This window comes from Paenibacillus shunpengii (assembly GCF_042684905.1).
Taxonomy (GTDB): Bacteria; Bacillota; Bacilli; order Paenibacillales; family Paenibacillaceae; genus Paenibacillus; species Paenibacillus shunpengii.
In genome coordinates, this window is the sequence record NZ_JBHUMJ010000002.1 from 2,695,854 (window position 1) to 2,714,406 (window position 18,553).

General features: G+C 47.2%; 16 protein-coding genes. All 16 read right to left on the reverse strand.

What is annotated here, in order from left to right; genetic code table 11:
• Positions 1-98 precede the first annotated feature (98 nt).
• Positions 99-1,499: a group II intron reverse transcriptase/maturase gene (ltrA, locus tag ACFSVM_RS12595; RefSeq protein ID WP_379262472.1), complete on the reverse strand. Its 1,401-nt coding sequence runs from the start codon at positions 1,497-1,499 to the stop codon at positions 99-101.
• A 491-nt stretch (positions 1,500-1,990) separates the two neighbouring features.
• Positions 1,991-2,956 (reverse strand): aldo/keto reductase, encoded by a 966-nt coding sequence (locus ACFSVM_RS12600; protein ID WP_076313609.1) that lies wholly within the window; start codon positions 2,954-2,956, stop codon positions 1,991-1,993.
• Between the two features lie 223 nt (positions 2,957-3,179).
• Complete coding sequence (locus ACFSVM_RS12605; protein ID WP_379262475.1) at positions 3,180-3,962, reverse strand: SDR family NAD(P)-dependent oxidoreductase; 783 nt, start codon at positions 3,960-3,962, stop codon at positions 3,180-3,182.
• Positions 3,963-4,036: 74 nt separating this feature from the next.
• Positions 4,037-6,061: an ABC transporter ATP-binding protein gene (locus tag ACFSVM_RS12610; protein WP_379262477.1), complete on the reverse strand. Its 2,025-nt coding sequence runs from the start codon at positions 6,059-6,061 to the stop codon at positions 4,037-4,039.
• A gap of 16 nt (positions 6,062-6,077) precedes the next feature.
• The gene (locus tag ACFSVM_RS12615; protein ID WP_379262479.1) at positions 6,078-6,980 is read right to left on the reverse strand and encodes an ABC transporter permease; all 903 of its coding nucleotides are present in this window, start codon (positions 6,978-6,980) and stop codon (positions 6,078-6,080) included.
• A 29-nt stretch (positions 6,981-7,009) separates the two neighbouring features.
• Positions 7,010-7,936, reverse strand: a complete 927-nt coding sequence (locus ACFSVM_RS12620; protein WP_076313600.1) for an ABC transporter permease — start codon at positions 7,934-7,936, stop codon at positions 7,010-7,012.
• A gap of 18 nt (positions 7,937-7,954) precedes the next feature.
• Positions 7,955-9,613 (reverse strand): ABC transporter substrate-binding protein, encoded by a 1,659-nt coding sequence (locus ACFSVM_RS12625; protein WP_379262481.1) that lies wholly within the window; start codon positions 9,611-9,613, stop codon positions 7,955-7,957.
• 36 nt (positions 9,614-9,649) lie between these two features.
• Positions 9,650-10,987 carry an LLM class flavin-dependent oxidoreductase gene (locus tag ACFSVM_RS12630; protein ID WP_379262483.1) on the reverse strand — a complete coding sequence of 446 codons (1,338 nt, stop codon included), beginning with the start codon at positions 10,985-10,987 and terminating at the stop codon, positions 9,650-9,652.
• Positions 10,988-11,267: 280 nt separating this feature from the next.
• Positions 11,268-12,596: an LLM class flavin-dependent oxidoreductase gene (locus ACFSVM_RS12635; protein ID WP_379262485.1), complete on the reverse strand. Its 1,329-nt coding sequence runs from the start codon at positions 12,594-12,596 to the stop codon at positions 11,268-11,270.
• 28 nt (positions 12,597-12,624) lie between these two features.
• The gene (locus tag ACFSVM_RS12640; RefSeq protein ID WP_379262487.1) at positions 12,625-13,101 is read right to left on the reverse strand and encodes a DinB family protein; all 477 of its coding nucleotides are present in this window, start codon (positions 13,099-13,101) and stop codon (positions 12,625-12,627) included.
• 61 nt (positions 13,102-13,162) lie between these two features.
• Complete coding sequence (locus ACFSVM_RS12645) at positions 13,163-14,320, reverse strand: amidohydrolase (RefSeq protein WP_379262489.1); 1,158 nt, start codon at positions 14,318-14,320, stop codon at positions 13,163-13,165.
• Between the two features lie 42 nt (positions 14,321-14,362).
• Positions 14,363-15,379 (reverse strand): LLM class flavin-dependent oxidoreductase, encoded by a 1,017-nt coding sequence (locus ACFSVM_RS12650; RefSeq protein WP_379262491.1) that lies wholly within the window; start codon positions 15,377-15,379, stop codon positions 14,363-14,365.
• Positions 15,380-15,392: 13 nt separating this feature from the next.
• Entirely contained in the window at positions 15,393-16,145 is a 753-nt protein-coding gene (locus ACFSVM_RS12655; RefSeq protein WP_379262493.1) for an amino acid ABC transporter ATP-binding protein, read from the reverse strand.
• Entirely contained in the window at positions 16,142-16,852 is a 711-nt protein-coding gene (locus tag ACFSVM_RS12660; RefSeq protein ID WP_379262495.1) for an amino acid ABC transporter permease, read from the reverse strand. The genes ACFSVM_RS12655 and ACFSVM_RS12660 overlap by 4 nt, the downstream gene beginning before the upstream one ends.
• A gap of 3 nt (positions 16,853-16,855) precedes the next feature.
• Positions 16,856-17,638 carry an amino acid ABC transporter permease gene (locus ACFSVM_RS12665; protein ID WP_076313591.1) on the reverse strand — a complete coding sequence of 261 codons (783 nt, stop codon included), beginning with the start codon at positions 17,636-17,638 and terminating at the stop codon, positions 16,856-16,858.
• A 32-nt stretch (positions 17,639-17,670) separates the two neighbouring features.
• Positions 17,671-18,504 carry a transporter substrate-binding domain-containing protein gene (locus tag ACFSVM_RS12670; protein ID WP_379262498.1) on the reverse strand — a complete coding sequence of 278 codons (834 nt, stop codon included), beginning with the start codon at positions 18,502-18,504 and terminating at the stop codon, positions 17,671-17,673.
• Positions 18,505-18,553: the final 49 nt, after the last annotated feature.

Consider the following 18,553-nt stretch of genomic DNA (forward strand, 5'->3'; position numbering starts at 1 on the left):
TAAGAAATCCTCCTGTTCAAAAATCGAGTAGGAGGCTACCCATTAATTGAGTAGCCGACCTCTCACACCACCGTACGTACCGTTCGGTATACGGCGGTTCAACCGCTTAAGTGCAAGTTACGTAAATGCTCGTACTGAGCAGGGAAGTCATAATACCCTGCTTGTGCGAGCCTTTTGTTTGTTATGGAACGAGACAACACCGGGCTTCCGGCGATGCGCCAGTATCCCAGTCGTGAGTTTGCCCATTGGTAGGCCTGCCACTCTGGTATTCCCAGCTTTCGCAGGTTTTGCGCCTTTGTTCTTGGCTTCTTCCATTGTTTCCAGATGTACATACGGAATCGTCTTCTCAGCCATTCGTTCCATCTCTGCAGAATCCGTTTCATGTCGGCTACGTAGAAGTAACCTATCCAGCCGCGAATATAGACCTTCACCTGCTCCATTACTTGACGGACATTCTTGCCCTGGCTGCGTTTCGTGAGTTCCTTCAGTTTCTTCTTTGCTTTCGCAAGAGATTGTCCATGGGCGCGGATGTGTACTCGGTCCCTGCTCTTTCCCAAAGCAAAACCAAGGAATTTAAAATGCTTTCGGGCCACGATGCTTACGACTTTGCTTTTCCGCCGATTTATCTGAAGTTTCATTCGCTTCTCTAGATACTTCTGGCAGGACTCCAACAGCCGCGTTGCTGCACGTTTACTTTTCGCCAGCACTACAATGTCATCTGCGTAGCGGATCACATTCACTTCTCGGCTTTTCATCTCTTGGTCGAACTCATTCAAATAGATATTCGCCAGCAGCGGCGATAGCGGGCCACCTTGAGGTGATCCTTCTTCCGTTTCGCGTCGCACTCCGTGCTCCATGACCCCGCTTTTGAGATACTTCTTGATCAGATCGGTTACGCGCTTGTCTTGCATTTGTTTGCGCAAAAGATTCATAAGCAGCTCATGGTTCAGCGTGTCAAAATATTTGGATAGATCGATTTCTACTGCGTAGTCGTATCCCTGCTCCGCATACTCTTTTACTTTGCGAATGGCTTGCTGCGCACTCCGCCCAGGGCGGTAGCCATAACTTCCTTCCGCGAATAACGGTTCGAACAGGGGTTGTAGCTGCTGCGATATCGCTTGCTGAATCACGCGGTCTATTACCGTGGGGATACCGAGCTTCCGCACTCCACTTCCATCTGGTTTCGGGATTTCTTTACGCCGTACCGGGTTTGGTTTGTAGCTTCCGTCCCGGATACTTTCCAAAAGCCCCTCTCTGTGTTCCCGTAGCCACGGTAGTGCTTCCTCGACTGTCATTCCATCGATTCCCGGCGCTCCGTGATTACGTTTGACCCGCTTGTAGGCCTTGTTCAGGTTATCCCTGTTTAGTATCCTCTCAAGCAGGTCGGTTGCACCGTCTCTTTCTCTACAATCCCGAGGGTCGGTGCTCTGCACTCCTGCATATTCTTTGCGTTCCACGCTATCCTTTTGCAGGCAGCCCTTTCGGTATTCTGCTTTCATTGCAACGACTCTCCTTTCTGTATGTACTCAAGACTCACGATTGTTCGGCCCTTCCCGAAAAAAAAAATTCTCGGTACTATGGCCTCTGCTGACTTCTCACAGCAAGCTTTACTCCGTCTTTTCGGATTTTTTTTTCCTACCGGACGTCTGCGAGACCTCCCCGGGTAAGAGCGATAGCCTTCCCCTCATCCATCTGCCACATTTACATGCCGGGATTCGGGCAGTATTGGACTTCGCTTTGATTAGCAAGCTCGTCCGTCCCGTCATGCCTTGTATGTGATTCCTGTTCGTCAGACCGAGGGTTTGCCTCCGGCTTCCTTCAGATTCCGTCTCGCGGCGGACACCCTTGCCATTGGCTAACAGTTCCTACTGCCAAGCCTGTAGCGGACTTTCACCGCCGAGCTATCGCCCATGCCGGGCGCACTAAAATAGAGGATATCAAGTAACATTGATATCCTCCATTGGTATGGTAGAAATATATACTAGATTTATTAGTTCGTAACTGCTTCTCTCAGTCTTAACAAGTCAGTGGCTTCATCAGCCCGCTTCAATTCCGTTTCACTCAGTCGTTCGTTCCACGCAGTGGCGGCTTCTGTAATATGCTCAGGCTTTGATGCTCCGAGAATCGCTGATGTTATACCAGGACGACTTAACACCCAGGACAAGGCATATTGTGCAGGTGTTAAATTTCGTTCGTGGGCTAGCGGCTTGATGGCCTCGGCAATGCTTATTGCATTCTTCTGAAGAAGTTGTTGGAGTCTCGGTTCCCCAGCAGCTAGACGTGTGCCTTCAGGAGGTGCCTCTCCTTCTTTGTATTTCCCGGTTAAGACACCGCGCCCAAGTGGACTGTATACAATAACTCCGACTTGTTCTGATTGTACGAAAGGAATGATCTCGTTCTCAATTTCACGTGAAATTAGACTATATTCCGGTTGTAAACTCTCGAATCGGTGTAATCCGTGTAAAGCGCTGATGCCATGGGCTTTGGCAAGCTGCCAGGCTGCATAATTTGAAGCTCCTATATACCTCACTTTTCCTTGATGTATTAAATCGTCCAGTGCACGGAGTGTTTCCTCAAGCGGAGTTTCCTCATCGAATCGGTGAACCTGATACAAATCAATGTAATCTGTCTTCAATCTTCTCAAACTGTCATCAACTGCTTTATAAATATGGTAACGGCTTTGTCCGCCATCATTAGGTCCTGACCCAATACGACCGTGAACTTTGGTAGCCAACACAATTTGATGACGTCTTTCCTTGAGCAAGTTACCCAAGATAGTTTCAGAGGCACCTTCTCCATATACATTTGCAGTATCCACTAGATTGATACCCTTATCTAGTGCTAAATCCAGAATTGTAGATGAAGCTTGTTCATCAATCCATCTGCCAAATGCCATAGTTCCTAAAGCTACTGATGATACCTTTAAACCTGTTCTTCCAAATTTTCGAAATTCCATTTAATTAACCTCCTCTAGTTATAAATAAATAGAAAAACCGAAGACAATAGCTGTGACACTTCACAGAACATTGTCTCCGGTTATCCGGTCGAAAATATATCAGAATCATAATGGGTAACACACTTAAAACCTAGAATTGTTAATTCCTATTAAACCAATAAGATAATTTACAATTTAGCATGGAGATTCTATACTGTCAATACTTTACTTTGTCATCTGCTCTCTAGAGAACTGCCGCCTTGCCACCATCAATATTGACTGCTGTACCGGTTACATAGGATGCAGCGTCCGACACAAGGAATGCAATCACGTTAGCGGCTTCATCTGCTTCCCCGATTCTGCCTAACGGGATGTCATGACGCGGATCGGCCGCGAATTCTTCCCACGATAGATTTTGCGCTGTCGACTGCCACAATTTCTCGATCTGATCGCTGTGAATGAGTCCGATGCAGACTGCGTTTACGCGAACCCCGCCTGGCGCCAAATCCTTGCTCATCGCTTTCGTCAGAGCCAGTCCTGCCGCACGGCTTACCGAGCTGGGAAGGGAGGAACCAAGAGGCGTCTTCCCTCCCACGGCCGTAACGTTAACAATCGCTCCTCCGCCATCCTTTCGTAGATATGGCAGCGCAGCCTGAGCGAAATGTACCGCGCCTAACAATTTCAAATCTAGATCGGCAGTCCATGCGGCTGTATCCACTAATTCGAATGGTCGTCCAGCCGAGATACCTGCGTTGTTCACCAGAATGTCGATGCCGCCAAATCTCTCGACTGTTGCAGCCACCGCGCGGCGTACGTCCTCCTCAACTGACACATCTGCCACGATAATGAAAGGCTCAGTTCCTGTTTTCGCCACAATTTGCTCTGCTGCTTCCTTAAGCGGTCCTTCGTTCCGGGCGACGAGGGCTACCTGTGCACCTTCCGATGCGAGCAGCATCGCCGTAGCGAGGCCAATGCCCTTACTGCCACCTGTAATAATGGCCCGTTTTCCCTGTAATCCCAGTTCCATGATCTACAACAACTCCTTCATATCTTTCGCTACTGTTATTCGGATGCTCTTTAAATTAATGTATAGCAGCTTCTCTATAAAGGAAAGTGGCATGCCGCTAAATGTCCACTTGCCAGTTGACGCAGCTGCGGTTCTTCCTCACGGCAGCGTGAAGTCACAAACGGGCAGCGGGTATGAAATCGGCAGCCGGATGGTGGGCTTGATGGCGAAGGAATTTCCCCCTGAAGATGGTAACTTCTTTCCTCTCTACCTCTGCTGATTTGAGGTACGGACTTAATTAATGCCTGGGTATAAGGGTGTGCCGGCTGAAGAAAAAGAGATTCGCTCGGTGCTATCTCCACAAGCTTCCCTAGATACATCACGCCGATCCGGTCAGATATATGCCTAACCGCTTGAAGCCCGTGAGCGATGAACATATAAGTGAGCCCCAGCTTTCCCTGCAACTCTTGAAGCAAATTTATGATTTGCGCCTGAACGGATACGTCCAGAGCAGACACCGCTTCATCGGCTAGAATAAACTTAGGATTCAGGGCAATCGCTCTAGCGATTCCGATACGCTGTCGTTGTCCTCCTGAAAATTCATGAGGATATCGCTCAGACCAGGCTGGGTCGAGTCCTACGAGTTCAAGCAGTTCATGTATACGCGAGTGTAAATCTGCACCCTTTAATTTCTGATGAACCTTAAGCGGTTCTGCGATGCTGTCTCCAATCTTCCAACGAGGATCAAATGATCCATATGGATCCTGAAAAATGGTCTGCATGTGCTGTCTTACCGAACGGAGAGCCGTTCCTTTTAGCTTTGTCAGATCTTGTCCATCAAAGGTAACGGTGCCTTGTGTGGCTCTTTCAAGCTGAAGCAGAACTCTTCCAAGGGTTGATTTGCCGCTGCCAGACTCCCCTACAAGCCCGAAGGTTTCATGCTTGTTGATGGAGAAGGAAACATCGTCCACCGCACGAATTACTTTATGACCTCGGACCAGACCACTCCCTTGCAAAGGGTAATATTTCCTTAAATGATGGACTGTGAATAGTGCTTTTGTGTCTTTGCTCTCCGACATCACAACACTTAAATTTGATGGTTCTGGTTCAACAGAAACTTCAGATCCGTTTAACCAGAAATCACTACGAACGAGCTCGTCTGAACGCCAGCATGCAATTTTTCGATCCCCATATTCCGCTAAAGGGGGAGCTTCCTGTTTACAGTGCTCTGTAGCAAATGGACAACGAGTTTGAAATCTGCAGCCGTCTGGTAGTGAATTAAGACTAGGTATTGAACCCTTAATCGAATATAGCTTCGAACCTCGAACGGAATCCAACGTCGGAATGGAACGCAGCAGCCCCCTTGTATATGGGTGTCCTGGAAGAGCGAACAAGTCATCTGCACTTGCTTCTTCGACAACCTCACCAGCGTACATAACGACGATCCGGTCTGCGATTTCTGCTGCGATTCCAAGATCATGGGTTATGAGAAGGATGGACAGCCCGTACTCTTCCTGCAGTTCCTGTAGAAGCTGCAGAATCTGCGCCTGAATGGTAACATCAAGCGCAGTTGTAGGCTCATCCGCAATAAGAAGGTCAGGTTGACAAGACAAAGACATGGCGATCATAGCTCTTTGAAGCATGCCTCCCGACATCTCCCCGGGATACTGCCGATATCTCTGTTCCGGGTCTGGAATACCGACCTTCTTTAGCAATTGAATCACTCTGTCTTTTGCTTCTCGCTTACTTACTTTATCATGCTCAATAATGGTCTCTTGAATTTGATGACCAATCGTAAACACCGGATCAAATGCCGACATCGGTTCCTGAAATACCATAGCCATCTTCTTACCTCGGAACTCGCGCAGCTCATGTTCTGGCAGCGTCACGATATCAGTACCATCCAGCAGCAGTCTTCCTTTAGTGATCTGGCCGTTCTCATGATCAATTAAACGCATGATCGCTTTGGATGTTACCGTTTTCCCGCTGCCGGACTCTCCTACAAGACATACGGTTTCTCCTGCGTTAATGGATAAAGTGATATCCCTGATGGCATTAATGCTTCCTTTGGGTGTATGAAAATCAACGGATAGCTGTTCAATCTCTAGTAATCTGCTCATTAAGTTAGCCCCCCTCTTATCGCTGCGTTAAGTTTTTCGGATCAAGATGATCTCTTAGACGATCTCCGATAATGTTGACCGAAAGAACAAACGCGGTTATGGCGAGACCCGGGAAGGTACATATCCACCACGCGACCGTCAAATAACCTCTGCCTTGGGACAGCAGTGTTCCCCAGTCCGGAACCTCACGAAGCACGCCGAGACCAAGGAAGCTCAGACCGGAACCTGTCAAGATGGAGGTTCCTATCCCGATTGCGCCCATGACGAGCAGTGGTGACAGGCTATTAGGGAGCACATGCTTCCAAAATATTTGAATGGGTGATGCACCGATGGAGGCTGCTGCTTTGACAAAGGTCCGACTGGTGATACTCATGACTTGGGCTCTCATGACTCGGGCATAACCTGGGATGGAGGATACAGCCACGGCCAGCACAATATTGAACAGACTTGGTCCAAGGGCGCTCGCGATGGCTAAAGCCAGCAAAATACCGGGAATGGTCATCAAAATATCATTTAACCGCATGATAAGCGTGTCTATCCATCCTCCCGCATATCCGGAAAGAGCTCCAATGGAACCACCAATTAACCCGCCGACGAGGACGGATGCAAAACCGATAAACAGCGAATCCCGGCTTCCGTGAACAACCACACTGAAGATGTCCCTGCCGAAATAATCTGTTCCGAACAAATGAGCGGCACTAGGTGGCTGCAATATACGATCAGTTAACATTTCCGTAGGCGAGTAAGGAGCAATCCAGCCGGGTACAACAGCACACGTCAATGTGAACAGAATCAACAAGGCTGCTCCATACAAGAATAAGCTGCTTACTGTAAATTTGCCCTTTTGGCGAATAGCAGGTGGAGATACCGTCTTTCGTGTCCGCCATAACGTTTTGGAGGATACCGCCTCCTCTCTCATCCTTGTTCCCTCCTCATTTAGAAGCATTATCACGCCGAACGTCTTACACGCGGATCAATGAAGGTATAAGAAATATCCACGAGCAGATTTACAAGCACATAGATAATCGCAGAAAATAATATAACACCTTGAACGACTGGCAAATCCTTCGCCATAATGGCATCCGCTATAATTCGGCCAATGCCTTGTCTTGAGAACACCGTTTCAATGACAACCGTCCCTGCCAGCATTTCTCCGATCAGCATCCCGATCATGGTTACAGCGGGAATGAGTGCATTTCTAAGAGCATGGAAGTACATAATTCTCCGCTCCCTCAATCCTTTTGAACGAAGGGTCACCATGAATTGTTCATTAATGACATCAAGCATACTGTTTCTCACCATGCGGACAATGTAACCGGCTCCGACGGTTCCCAGTGCAATTGCTGGCAGAACTAAAGTCTCCCATCCCTCTGATCCCATCGCCGGAAACCATCCAAGCGTTATAGAAAAAATAAGGATAAGGAGAATGCCTGACCAAAAGGTCGGCATGGAAATACCGAACAAGCCAATCAATCGGGCAATGAAATCAATGATTCCGTTTCGATGAATGGCTGACAGCACGCCAAGCAGAATACCGACGATGATCGATATAAGCGAGCTTGCAGCGGTAAGGGCTAAAGTAGCGGGGAAATTCTCCAATATTTTAGGAAGTACCGGATCTGAATTAATCAATGAATTGCCGAAGTCACCCTGCAGAATATTGCCAAAATAACGAGCGAACTGAATATGGAACGGCTGGTCGACTCCCAGCTGCTCACGCAGGTTGGCAATCATTTCAGGCGTTGCAATGGATGGATCGACCATGTTATCTGTTGGATCTCCTGGCAGTACATAGAGTATGGAGAATACCAGAACCAATGAGCCGAAGATGACCATAACAGAGGTCAGCAGGCGTTGTGTAATTTTCCATGCCACTGTTCTTCACCCTCCGTCCTATTTTTGTAAAGAAACATCATTGAACAATGGATAACCGAGGGAATCAAACTGTATCCCCTGTACGGTTTTAGATGCGGCTACCGTGTACGGAAATACATATATTGGAAGAATAATTGCCTGATCAATAATATATTGCTGAACCTGTTTGTAGAGCTGCTCTCTCTTCGCATCATCTTTTTCAACTCTTCCTTGTTCAAGCCACTCATCAACCTGAGGAACGGACAGTCTGGATAGCGAAGCCTGTGTATTAGGGTCATAGGAGTGATAGAATGAATACAAGGCGTTCGGATCAGAGTTCACCTGACTGTTTCCGTATAAATCATAGTCACCGTTCGTATACACTACCGTACGGATATCTTTCGTAATTTCAACTTCAACCTCAACACCGATTTGTTTCAACTGCTGTTGGATCATGACCGCGATATCGTTACGCTTTTCCCGATTAGGTGTTCCATCGACATAGTGCAGCTGCAGCTTCTTGCCGTCCTTCTCCCGAACGCCATCAGAACCCTGAGTCCACCCCAGCTCATCCAGCAGCTGGTTCGCTTTATCGATATCTGGAGAGATTGAATCTTCGAGTGTGGCATCATAGCCGAATATTCCTGGCGATAATGCCGACCAGGCTCGGTCATACGTACCGAGATATAATGTTTTTACAATCGTATCGACATCAACTGCCAGTTGAACGGCTTGTCTTGCCTTCAATTCATTCCATGGCTCGTGGTCTAGATTAAAAAATAGTGTGTAAGGTAAACCTACGGTGTTGGTTTGAAGCAGCTGATAATTAGGATCATTTTGCAAGGTCAGAATATTTTGTGGAGGCACCGTTTCTGCAGCAAGCACCTGATTACTTTGGACGCTTCCGATACGTGTAGCTTCTTCCGGCACAATTTTGAAATCTATACCGTCAAGGTAAGGAGCTGCTTGATTCGATACCAGCTCTGGTGCCCACTTATAATCCGGATTGCGTTCTACTTGGATACTCGCATTCTCATCCCATTTCACGAATTTGAACGGACCCGTCCCTACCGGATTTTGTCCGAGCTGATCCCCGTATTTTTCAGCAGCAGCAGGAGATACGATACCAAGCAGAGCCTGACTCAAATTTCCGAGGAATGCTCTGGAGGGGGTGGATAGATGAATCTTAACGGTATATTCATCAATGGCTTCGGAAGATTCGTAAGGCTGAAGAAGGGCTGCAGCATTGGCAGCTTTCGTCGCCGGATCAAGAATGCGATCAAAGTTATATTTGACCGCTTCTGCATTGAATGGCGTGCCATCCTGGAATACAACATCTTCTCTTAGCTCAAAGGTATAATCAAGTCCATCTTCTGAAATTGTCCATTCCTTTGCGAGCCAAGGCTTAATTGTATTATCGGGAAGCTGTACAACAAGAGAATCGTAGATGGTGCGAATGACCCTTACAGATACAGCGAGCCCGCTACGATGAGGGTCCAGCGTATCCGGTGAAGTCGCTAAGGCAAAAGTCAGCTCTCCGCCTTGCCGGGAATTTCCTTGAGCTGCACCCTGACTCTTCACAGACTCCGTTCCTTGCGTCGTTTGACTTCCTCCGCACGCGGTCAACATCATTACAATGGATAACGCCAAGGAAACTGCTGCGATACTTTTCTTTCTTATGCGTGTATGTATTTTCATTTAAAGTCCCCCCTCCGATTTAGGTCGTGCACAATCTTATCCGTTAATCGCAGTATCCTTCTGTTTCGCATATCGATTTACTGGGATGGGTATGCCCAAATTTCCCCGTAAGGTATCTTCCTCATAATCGGTTCGGAACAAACCCCTGTCTCTCAGAATAGGTAGAACCTGCTCAACAAAATCATCAAGTCCTCCCGGCACGCTTGACCCGATAATGAAGCCGTCCGCAGCTTCTTCTTCAAACCACTGCTGTACAAGATCGGCCACCTTCGCGGGTGTTCCGATAAAAGCCGTTCTTGGCGTAGCTTCTTGCAATGCAACCTGGCGAAGGGTTAGATTATCTTCTTTCGCTCTTTGCTTAATGCGGTCTGTCGTGCTGCGGAAACTGTTTGAGCCAAAATCCCCGAGCTCAGGAAACGGCTCATCCAGAGGATATTGAGAGAAATCGTGATGTTCGAAATAACGACCTAGATACTGAAGCGCTTTTTCCGGAGTAACCAGCTCCGCGATCTCCCGATACTTTAGTTCAGCCTCCTCTTCGGTGGAACCAACAATAGGCCCAATGCCAGGTAATATCAAAATTTCATCTGGTGATCGACCATATGCGGCAGCACGCTGTTTCACATCGTTGTAGAACTGCTTTGCCTCCTCAAGCGAATCCGGCCCCGTAAATACGGCATCCGCTGTTTTTGCCGCCAAATTACGTCCACTGTCAGACGATCCTGCTTGAAATATAACAGGCTGCCCTTGGCTTGATCTCGCAATGTTAAGCGGTCCTTGTACTGAGAAATAGCTGCCTTCATGGTCAAATCGGTGCAATTTTAGAGGATTAAAGAATGTTCCGCTCTCCTTATCACGGATAAAGGCATCATCCTCCCAGGAATCCCACAAGCCTTTAACAACCTCTAGATATTCTTCTGCGATTTGGTAACGCTCCGAATGGGATGGGTGAGAACGCCCGCCGTAATTTAATGCTGTACCTTCCAAAGGAGTGGTGACTACATTCCATCCTGCACGTCCTTTGCTGATATGATCAAGTGATGCAAATTGTCTTGCAACTGTAAAAGGCTCACTGTATGAGGTAGAAAGAGTTCCCACAACACCGATATGGGAAGTAACGGATGACAAAGCAGATAGAATCGTAATTGGCTCAAACCGATTGAGAAAGTGAGGGATTGATTTGTCATTGATGTAAAGACCATCAGCTATAAATACAAAGTCAAATTTCCCTTCTTCCGCCTTTTGTGCCTGACGGGTATAGAATGAAAGATTCACACTGGCATCCGCAGGAATGTCCGGATGTCTCCACGCCGTATGACTACTTCCTACTCCATGAATGGAGGCACCAAGACGCAGCTGTTTGTTTTTACCCACTCAAAATCACCCCAATATATTATTTTCAAGACATTTGTGAACGAGTTTATTTTTCCCATCAGTATACTAGGACTTAATGTATGGAAAACTCTATCATCTTGCTTATTCCAGAACAAGATCATATAGAGAAGTTCTATTAACGTATATTCAAACTCTATTAAGGCCTGTCTTTTGTTGAGCTATCGAGAAATGCAAACCAAAAACCGCGATCCAGCAATATAGACCGTGGTCTTTGGGTAAGCAGTATTAAAGTTATTATTATAGTAGAGAAGAACTTGAGTTAACGGACAGCCTTGGCTTTCGCATGACGATTCTCAGGAACGGAAAGTCCAAGATTCCCACGCAGTGTGTCGCTCTCGTACTCGGTTCTGAAGATTCCTCTTTCTCGAAGAATCGGCACGACCTGTTCAACAAAATCCTCGAGCCCGCGCGGGACGGCAGCAGTAATCATAAAACCGTCTGCTGCACCTGCTTCGAACCATTCCTGGATCTTGTCCGCTACCTGTTCCGCGGTGCCAATAAAACCGCCGCGAGGGGTAGCTGACTGCAGAGCAACTTCTCTCAGCGTAAGGCCTTTTTCCTTTGCATCCCTCTTGATTTTATCTGTGCCGCTTTGGAAACTGTTCTTGCCGAGGTCACCTAGTTCAGGAAAAGGTTCATCAAGCGGGTACTGAGAAAAATCATGATGCTCAAAAAATCTTCCCAAATAGTTTAGTGCATTCTCAATCGTGACTAGACCGGCCACTTCCTGATACTTCTGCTCGGCTTCCTCCGGTGTGCTTCCTATAATCGGGCTAATCCCCGGAAATATAAGAATGCTGTCCGGGCTGCGTCCAAATGAAGCAGCACGAGATTTCACATCCTGGTAGAAGCTAACCGCATCCGCAAGCTTTTCATGACCTGTAAACACAGCGTCAGCTTCTTTAGCCGCATAATTTTTCCCCACCTCAGATGAACCTGCTTGGAAGATAACAGGCTGTCCTTGCTTGGAACGGGCAATATTCAGCGGACCTTTGACGGAGAAGAATTCACCTTCATGGTTCAAGGTGTGCATTTTCTCCGGGTCGAAGAATACTCCGGTCTCCTTATCTCTAACAAAAGCGTCATCTTCCCATGAGTCCCACAGACCACGAGTGACTTCAAGGTATTCAGTCGCAATCCGATATCTCTTGTCATGATCCGGATGCTCTTTCTTGCCGTAATTCAAGGCAGAGCCTTCAAGAGGAGAAGTGACGATATTCCATCCTGCCCGGCCTCCGCTAATATGATCCAGGGAAGCAAACTGGCGGGCAACGGTAAAGGGCTCGCTGTAGGAAGTCGACAAAGTACCGACAAGACCGATGTTCTTGCTGGCAGTAGCAAGCGCGCTTAATATTGTAATCGGCTCAAACCGATTCAAAAAGTGTGGAATGGATTTCTCATTGATATACAAGCCATCTGCTATAAAGATCAAATCTAGCTTTCCTTCTTCTGCTTTTTGGACCCATTGTTTGTATAGATCGATATTTACGCTTGCATCCGCTTGTGCGTCTGGGTGACGCCACATGGAGGTCCCCCCTCCGACTCCGTGAAGCAATGCCCCAAGCTTTAATTGACGTCGTTTAACCATCTTACATCCTCTCCTTATCTGAATTCGTTTAATGAATTGCCTGAGCGGCCTTCGCTTGTTGAATCCGTTCGATTTGACCCAAATGGTTTTGAAGATGATTCGTAAACCCAGCAATAATCTGTGATATACTAACCGTCTCCCCTTTGGGGTTAATCCCTGTTTTCGCCAAATCCGCGCTGTTTAACCGACGAATAAGCAGACCGTTGTAATAGAGCAGGGCTTCGAATGTTATCAAAACATCGGACAAGTTTCCCTCATTGGAGTATTGACCACTGACCCAAGCATCCTGATTAAAGGCCGGAAGCTGAACCTTGGTCCCCGCTAGAATATCTCTAATTCGAAATGAGACGACAATGCTGTGATCAACCAGGTGAGAAATGACCTCTTGGACACTCCATATTTCCGGAGCCTGTTTCCACTTGAGCTCACTTTCCTCAAGGCCAGCAATGGCGGTTTGCAGCTGATGGGATGTATTTAAGAAAGCTTCAATATTAACGTTACTCACATAAATCTCCTCCTACATTTTTTTATCAAATGATTACGAGACTTAAAGAAAACGAATCTGCTTACTCCGCATAATGTTCAAGTGCAAGCTCTGCCAGTGCAGTGAAAAAACCAATGCTGACAGGGATGGACTGTTCATCCAAATCAAAGGAAGGGTGATGCCATTCGTGAAGGCCTGATGTTCCCATAAAGACGAATAATCCAGGTATGTGCTGCTGATATACCGCAAAGTCTTCGCCTGCGGGGGATGGTACAGGAACTACCGTCATATATTCAGCTGCTGCAGCTGCTGCTGTGCCAAGCTTCGCGAGTATAGGATCGTTGTTTACAGGAGGAGGTCCTTCAATCCAACGGACCGTTGCTGTCGTTCCAAAGGCTGCCGCAACTCCATCAACGACCTGACTAAACCGATGAAGTACATCCCCTCTCACTTCCTCATCAAAAGTGCGAATCGTCCCTTCAAGCAGCGCCTTGTCGGGAATGACATTCCACGTTGTGCCACTGTGCAGTTTGGTGACGCTGATCACGGCACTCTTCAAAGAGCTCACATTCCTGCTGACAATGGCTTGCAATGCGGTAATGATATGAGATGCTGTGACGATCGGATCAATTCCGGCTTCAGGAACAGCAGCATGTGATCCTTTTCCAGCGATCTCCACAATAAATCCGTCTGCAGCAGCCATGAGTGGTCCCTCTTTAATTCCAATCGTGCCGACGGGAAGATCCGGTTTATTGTGCATGCCGAATATCGCCTGTACCCCTTCAAGTGCTCCGCTGTTAATGATCTGCTGAGCTCCTTTCGCTTTTTCTTCAGCAGGCTGAAATATGAGTCTGACTCTTCCCTTTAGCAGATGCTCCTTCTCTTTGAGTGCATAGGCTGTCCCTATTAATGCAGCCGTATGAAAATCATGCCCGCAAGCATGCATCCTGCCTGGATACAAGGAAGCATGAGAAAGCCCCGTTTCTTCCTGAATGGGAAGTGCATCAATATCTGCACGCAGGGCAATAATCGGTCCTTTCTGTGCGTCTCCTATTTCTGCAATGATACCCGTTGAAAGTGAGTAATCAAGAATACGAATCTGCGCCTCTTCAAGCCATCCCCGAATACGAGCGGTCGTTTCGAATTCTTCATTTGAAAGCTCTGGATATCGGTGCAGCTCACGACGAATATCTACAATCCGGTCCGCTGTAACGCGGAGTGATTCATTCTGCTTCGTCACCTAGTTGTCCTCCTGTAAGAAAACGGTATTTACGGCCTCAATTCAGACTTCTGTCTTAACCTCGGAGAGTGCTTCACTCAGCAGCTCGTAGGAATGAACGCGCTTATCAAACGGTTGTATGTTGCTGGTTATTATAAATTCGCTTATTCCTGAACGCTCTTCCAGTTCGAGTAATTTATCCCGCACGGTTTCTTTTGTTCCTTTGATAATGGCTGGCTCTTGTTCTTCAATCGTATAGGATTCACCAGCTTGCCTTCCGAATTCCTCCGCTTGTTCGAGTGTGCCAAGAGTCAGCGTCTTGCCGCTGGCCAGATGAATTTTAACAAGCTTATGCGATCCTGCAAGGGCCTCGGCCTCCTGGTGCGTGTCAGCTACAATAACGGATACAGCTACAATGATTTGAGGTGTAGTGCCATGGGAAGCATCAAAGAAATTACGATAGGTTCGTATCGCTTCTAGCGCAATATTTTCGTCACCGTTTATAAATAAGGAGAATACGTATGGAAGGCCCAGCTTTGCAGCAATTTCTGCACTGCCCGTGCTGGCCCCGAGAATGTACAATTCAGGAGGCGTTTCGGTCAATGGAGCTGCGCGCAACCCAGATAAAGGATGCTGTTCTTCCAGTCGGTTATACACATATTTCTCCAGCTCCACAATCTTGTCGGTTAGTGTTGCCTGCTGCTGTACTCCTTGCTGTAATGCCTGAGTACTGCGGGGTAAGCCGCCCGGCGCGCGTCCTATACCAAGATCAACCCGTCCCGGAGCCAGTGAAGCAAGCACATTAAAGTTCTCTGCCACTTTATACGGACTATAGTGCTGAAGCATAATACCTCCCGAGCCGATTCGAATATGATTGGTTTTTGCCAGCAAGTAAGAGATAAGGACCTCTGGAGAGGAGCCAGCTACAGTATCCGAATCATGATGCTCAGATACCCAGAAACGTTTAAAACCGAGTTCTTCTGATTTTTGAGCGAGCTGAACCGTGTGTGCAAATGCATGGACTGCTGTCTCTCCAGGGTAAATGGGACTTTGATCAAGAACGCTTATTGTAATTGCCATGCCTTTCTTCCTCCTAAATGACGTAATTGAGTTCAGGCGTGATCCGTTTCAAAAATTGCTTCGTCCGATCCTCTTTTGGATGATGAAATATCTGCTCAGGCGTGCCTTCCTCGACGATCATTCCACCATCCATAAACACAACATGATTTGCCACATCTCTTGCAAAACCCATTTCATGTGTGACAACGATCATCGTAATCCCTTCCTTCGCAATGTTGCGGATTACAGTCAGAACCTCTCCTACGAGCTCAGGATCAAGTGCTGATGTCGGTTCATCGAATAGAATGACCTCGGGTTCTAATGCCAGCGCCCTCGCAATACCGACTCGCTGCTGCTGACCACCTGATAGCTGGCTTGGATAGGAATCCAGTTTCTCCCCCAGACCCACCTTTTCTAGTAAAGCGACACTGCGTGCTTTCGCTTCTTCTTTTGGCATCTTTTTAACGATAACGAGACCTTCCATGACATTATCTAGTGCTGTCTTATGCTTAAATAAATTGTATTGCTGAAACACCATGGCTGATTTTTGCCGCAGCGCATGGATTTCCTTCTTCGTTGTATGCTTGCAGTCTACTCGGTAATCACCTATCACAATTTCTCCGCTATTGGGTTTCTCCAAATAATTCAGGCAGCGCAACAGCGTCGTTTTACCGGAGCCGCTCGGACCAAGAATGACGACAACCTCCCCTTTGTTTACTGTCATATCCACGGATTTCAGCACTTGATTTTGCCCAAAGGACTTGGATATGTTCGACAGTTTGATCATAAGGCTCCACCTCGATTATGCAGATTTAATCTTTTCTCAAGTATTGCTGTCATTCGCTCGATCAGTAGTGTCAGTCCCCAAAAAATCAGTGCAGCCGCCAAGTAAGCCTCAAAATACTTCCAGTTTGTCGATGCTACGATCTGAGCCTTCGCGTTAATATCTACGACCGATACGGTAAAGGCAAGAGTCGAGCCATGAAGCATGCCAATTACTGAGTTGGAAAGATTCGGCAGACTGACCGCTAGTGCCTGAGGGAATACAATTCTTCTCAAGCCCTGCATCGTGGTCATTCCTATGGAATAGGCCGCTTCCAGCTGTCCGCGGTTAACCGCAAGGAGTCCGGATCGCACCACTTCTGACATGTAGGCACCTGCAGTTATTGAGAAAGAAACGAAGGCAAATCCGATCATGGGCAGGGAGGAAGATTTAAAGCCCCAGCCGAGCTGCGCAGAAACCCAATCGATGATCACGGGCAGCCCGAAATAGATTAGAAGCAGATGGGTAAGCATTGGCGTTCCGCGAATGAAGGTGACATAGGCTCCCGCCAAATGGCTTAACACGGGGACTTTATAGATTCGAACAAATGCCACAATGACACCGATAACAAAACCGGCGATTACCGAAACTGCTGTAATGACAAGTGTCGTCGGAATGGCAGATAACAATAGAGTGAATGCAGTCCATATGAAGGAAGGATCAATCTTCACCGTTTATGCCCCCCTTTTCTTCATTCCGCCGCTTGCGGTGAGACTCCCTGAGAGACGCCTTCTTCCTAGAAGACGGAATTTACTCCGAACTTCCGCATCAGGCAGCTCATGCCGCAATAGCCGATGCTCTGCAGCCAGCAGAGTTTTCTCAAGCGTCATGCTGACCACAAGATAAATGAGAGCAAGAGCAATATATGCCTCGATAAAGTGCTGGGTAATCGACCCCAAGGTTTGTGCCTTACCAGTCATTTCCATTACCCCCAGTGTAAATGCAAGCGAGGTATCCTTTAAGAGTGCAATAACTGTATTCGAGAACACAGGTACAGCAATGGCCAGCGCCTGTGGAAAGACGATTCGACGAAAAACTTGATGTCCTTTCATTCCTATTGCGTAGGCTGCCTCTATTTGTCCTCTATCTACGGCAGTAACCGCTGCCCTGATCATCTCTGACATGTAAGCTCCTGTATGAAGTCCGTATGTTAGAATGACAAATACAAGTACAGGAGCGCGGGTCATATCGATTTGGATGAGCATGAGCAGCTCAGGAAGACCGTAATAAAATAAAAATAGCTGAATCAGAATCGGTGTGCCCCGAAAAAATGAAATGTACACTTTGGAACAGGTTTGAAGCACCGGTAACTGGTAGAGACGAGGAAGGGCAATAAGGAAGCCGACGATTATACCGATGAGAAGTGAGCCTGTCACAATCATTAGGGTGATACCCAGCGTTGACAGTAATTTGGGCAGGAAATCAATAATAAATGAGAAATCAAACGGAGCACCCATCGGCAGTCCTCCTTCCTATGATTGTACAGTCCTTACTCTGTCGTAAAGTCTTCGCCAAGCCATTCCTTGCTGAGCTCCGACAAGGTACCGTCCGTTTTTAATTCCTTAATAACCCCGTCAATGGTATCCGCCAGCTGTTGTCCTTCAGGATCGTCTTTCCGGAATACGAACAGAATGTCCGCTTTGGATAGTTCGTCCCCGATTGTTTTCAGCTTGCTTTGAGGATCAATAAGCGATAGGGTGAAATCCTCCCCGATGGTTGCATCGACTCGCCCGGTTGTTATCTGACTTACGGTATCGTTTGCGGCTCCATTCTGATAAACGATATTAATCGCATTGTTATTGTCTTTGTTGTAATTCTCTAAGATCTGTGCTGCGGCACTGGTCGCTGAAGTCAGAACCTTCTTCCCTTTCAAATCATCAAGCGATTGAATCGGCTCCTTGTTGTCCTTGGACACAATAATTTTATTTCTCCAATGCGCGTAAGCCTCTTTATTAAACAAATACTTCTCTTCTCTCTCCGGGTTTTTCTCCATCTGGTGGGCAACTAAATCCACTTTTTTTGTCTCCAGACTGAGCAGCAGATTGGAAAATTCCTGAGTTTGGAATTCAAACTCGTATCCAGATAACCGTTCATCGATTTCACGAACGAGCTCGACATCAAACCCCGTCAAATTTCCGTGTTCGTCTATGAAGCAGATTTGCGGGAATCCTGTTCCTGTTCCTACGATGATCTTTTTAACTTGTGTATCATTCGCACTCGCTGCTGTTTCGTTTGATTGCGCTCCACTGTTTGAATCTGCACCGCAGCCAGCTATAACTCCAGCAAGTAGAATAGCAAATGTGAAACCCCAGGATTTCCTCATGACCCTTTCCCCTCTCTTTTTACATATGCTCTTCATTTACTATAATCCC

Coding starts and splice junctions, on each gene's coding strand:
- ACFSVM_RS12610 (WP_379262477.1), bottom strand. CDS start 6,061: ATGAGCAGATTACTAGAGATTGAACAGCTATCCGTTGATTTTCATACA.
- ACFSVM_RS12655 (WP_379262493.1), bottom strand. CDS start 16,145: ATGATCAAACTGTCGAACATATCCAAGTCCTTTGGGCAAAATCAAGTG.
- ACFSVM_RS12615 (WP_379262479.1), bottom strand. CDS start 6,980: ATGAGAGAGGAGGCGGTATCCTCCAAAACGTTATGGCGGACACGAAAG.
- ACFSVM_RS12605 (WP_379262475.1), bottom strand. CDS start 3,962: ATGGAACTGGGATTACAGGGAAAACGGGCCATTATTACAGGTGGCAGT.
- ACFSVM_RS12635 (WP_379262485.1), bottom strand. CDS start 12,596: ATGGTTAAACGACGTCAATTAAAGCTTGGGGCATTGCTTCACGGAGTC.
- ACFSVM_RS12665 (WP_076313591.1), bottom strand. CDS start 17,638: ATGGGTGCTCCGTTTGATTTCTCATTTATTATTGATTTCCTGCCCAAA.
- ACFSVM_RS12650 (WP_379262491.1), bottom strand. CDS start 15,379: ATGGCAATTACAATAAGCGTTCTTGATCAAAGTCCCATTTACCCTGGA.
- ACFSVM_RS12600 (WP_076313609.1), bottom strand. CDS start 2,956: ATGGAATTTCGAAAATTTGGAAGAACAGGTTTAAAGGTATCATCAGTA.
- ACFSVM_RS12625 (WP_379262481.1), bottom strand. CDS start 9,613: ATGAAAATACATACACGCATAAGAAAGAAAAGTATCGCAGCAGTTTCC.
- ltrA (WP_379262472.1), bottom strand. CDS start 1,499: ATGAAAGCAGAATACCGAAAGGGCTGCCTGCAAAAGGATAGCGTGGAA.
- ACFSVM_RS12670 (WP_379262498.1), bottom strand. CDS start 18,504: ATGAGGAAATCCTGGGGTTTCACATTTGCTATTCTACTTGCTGGAGTT.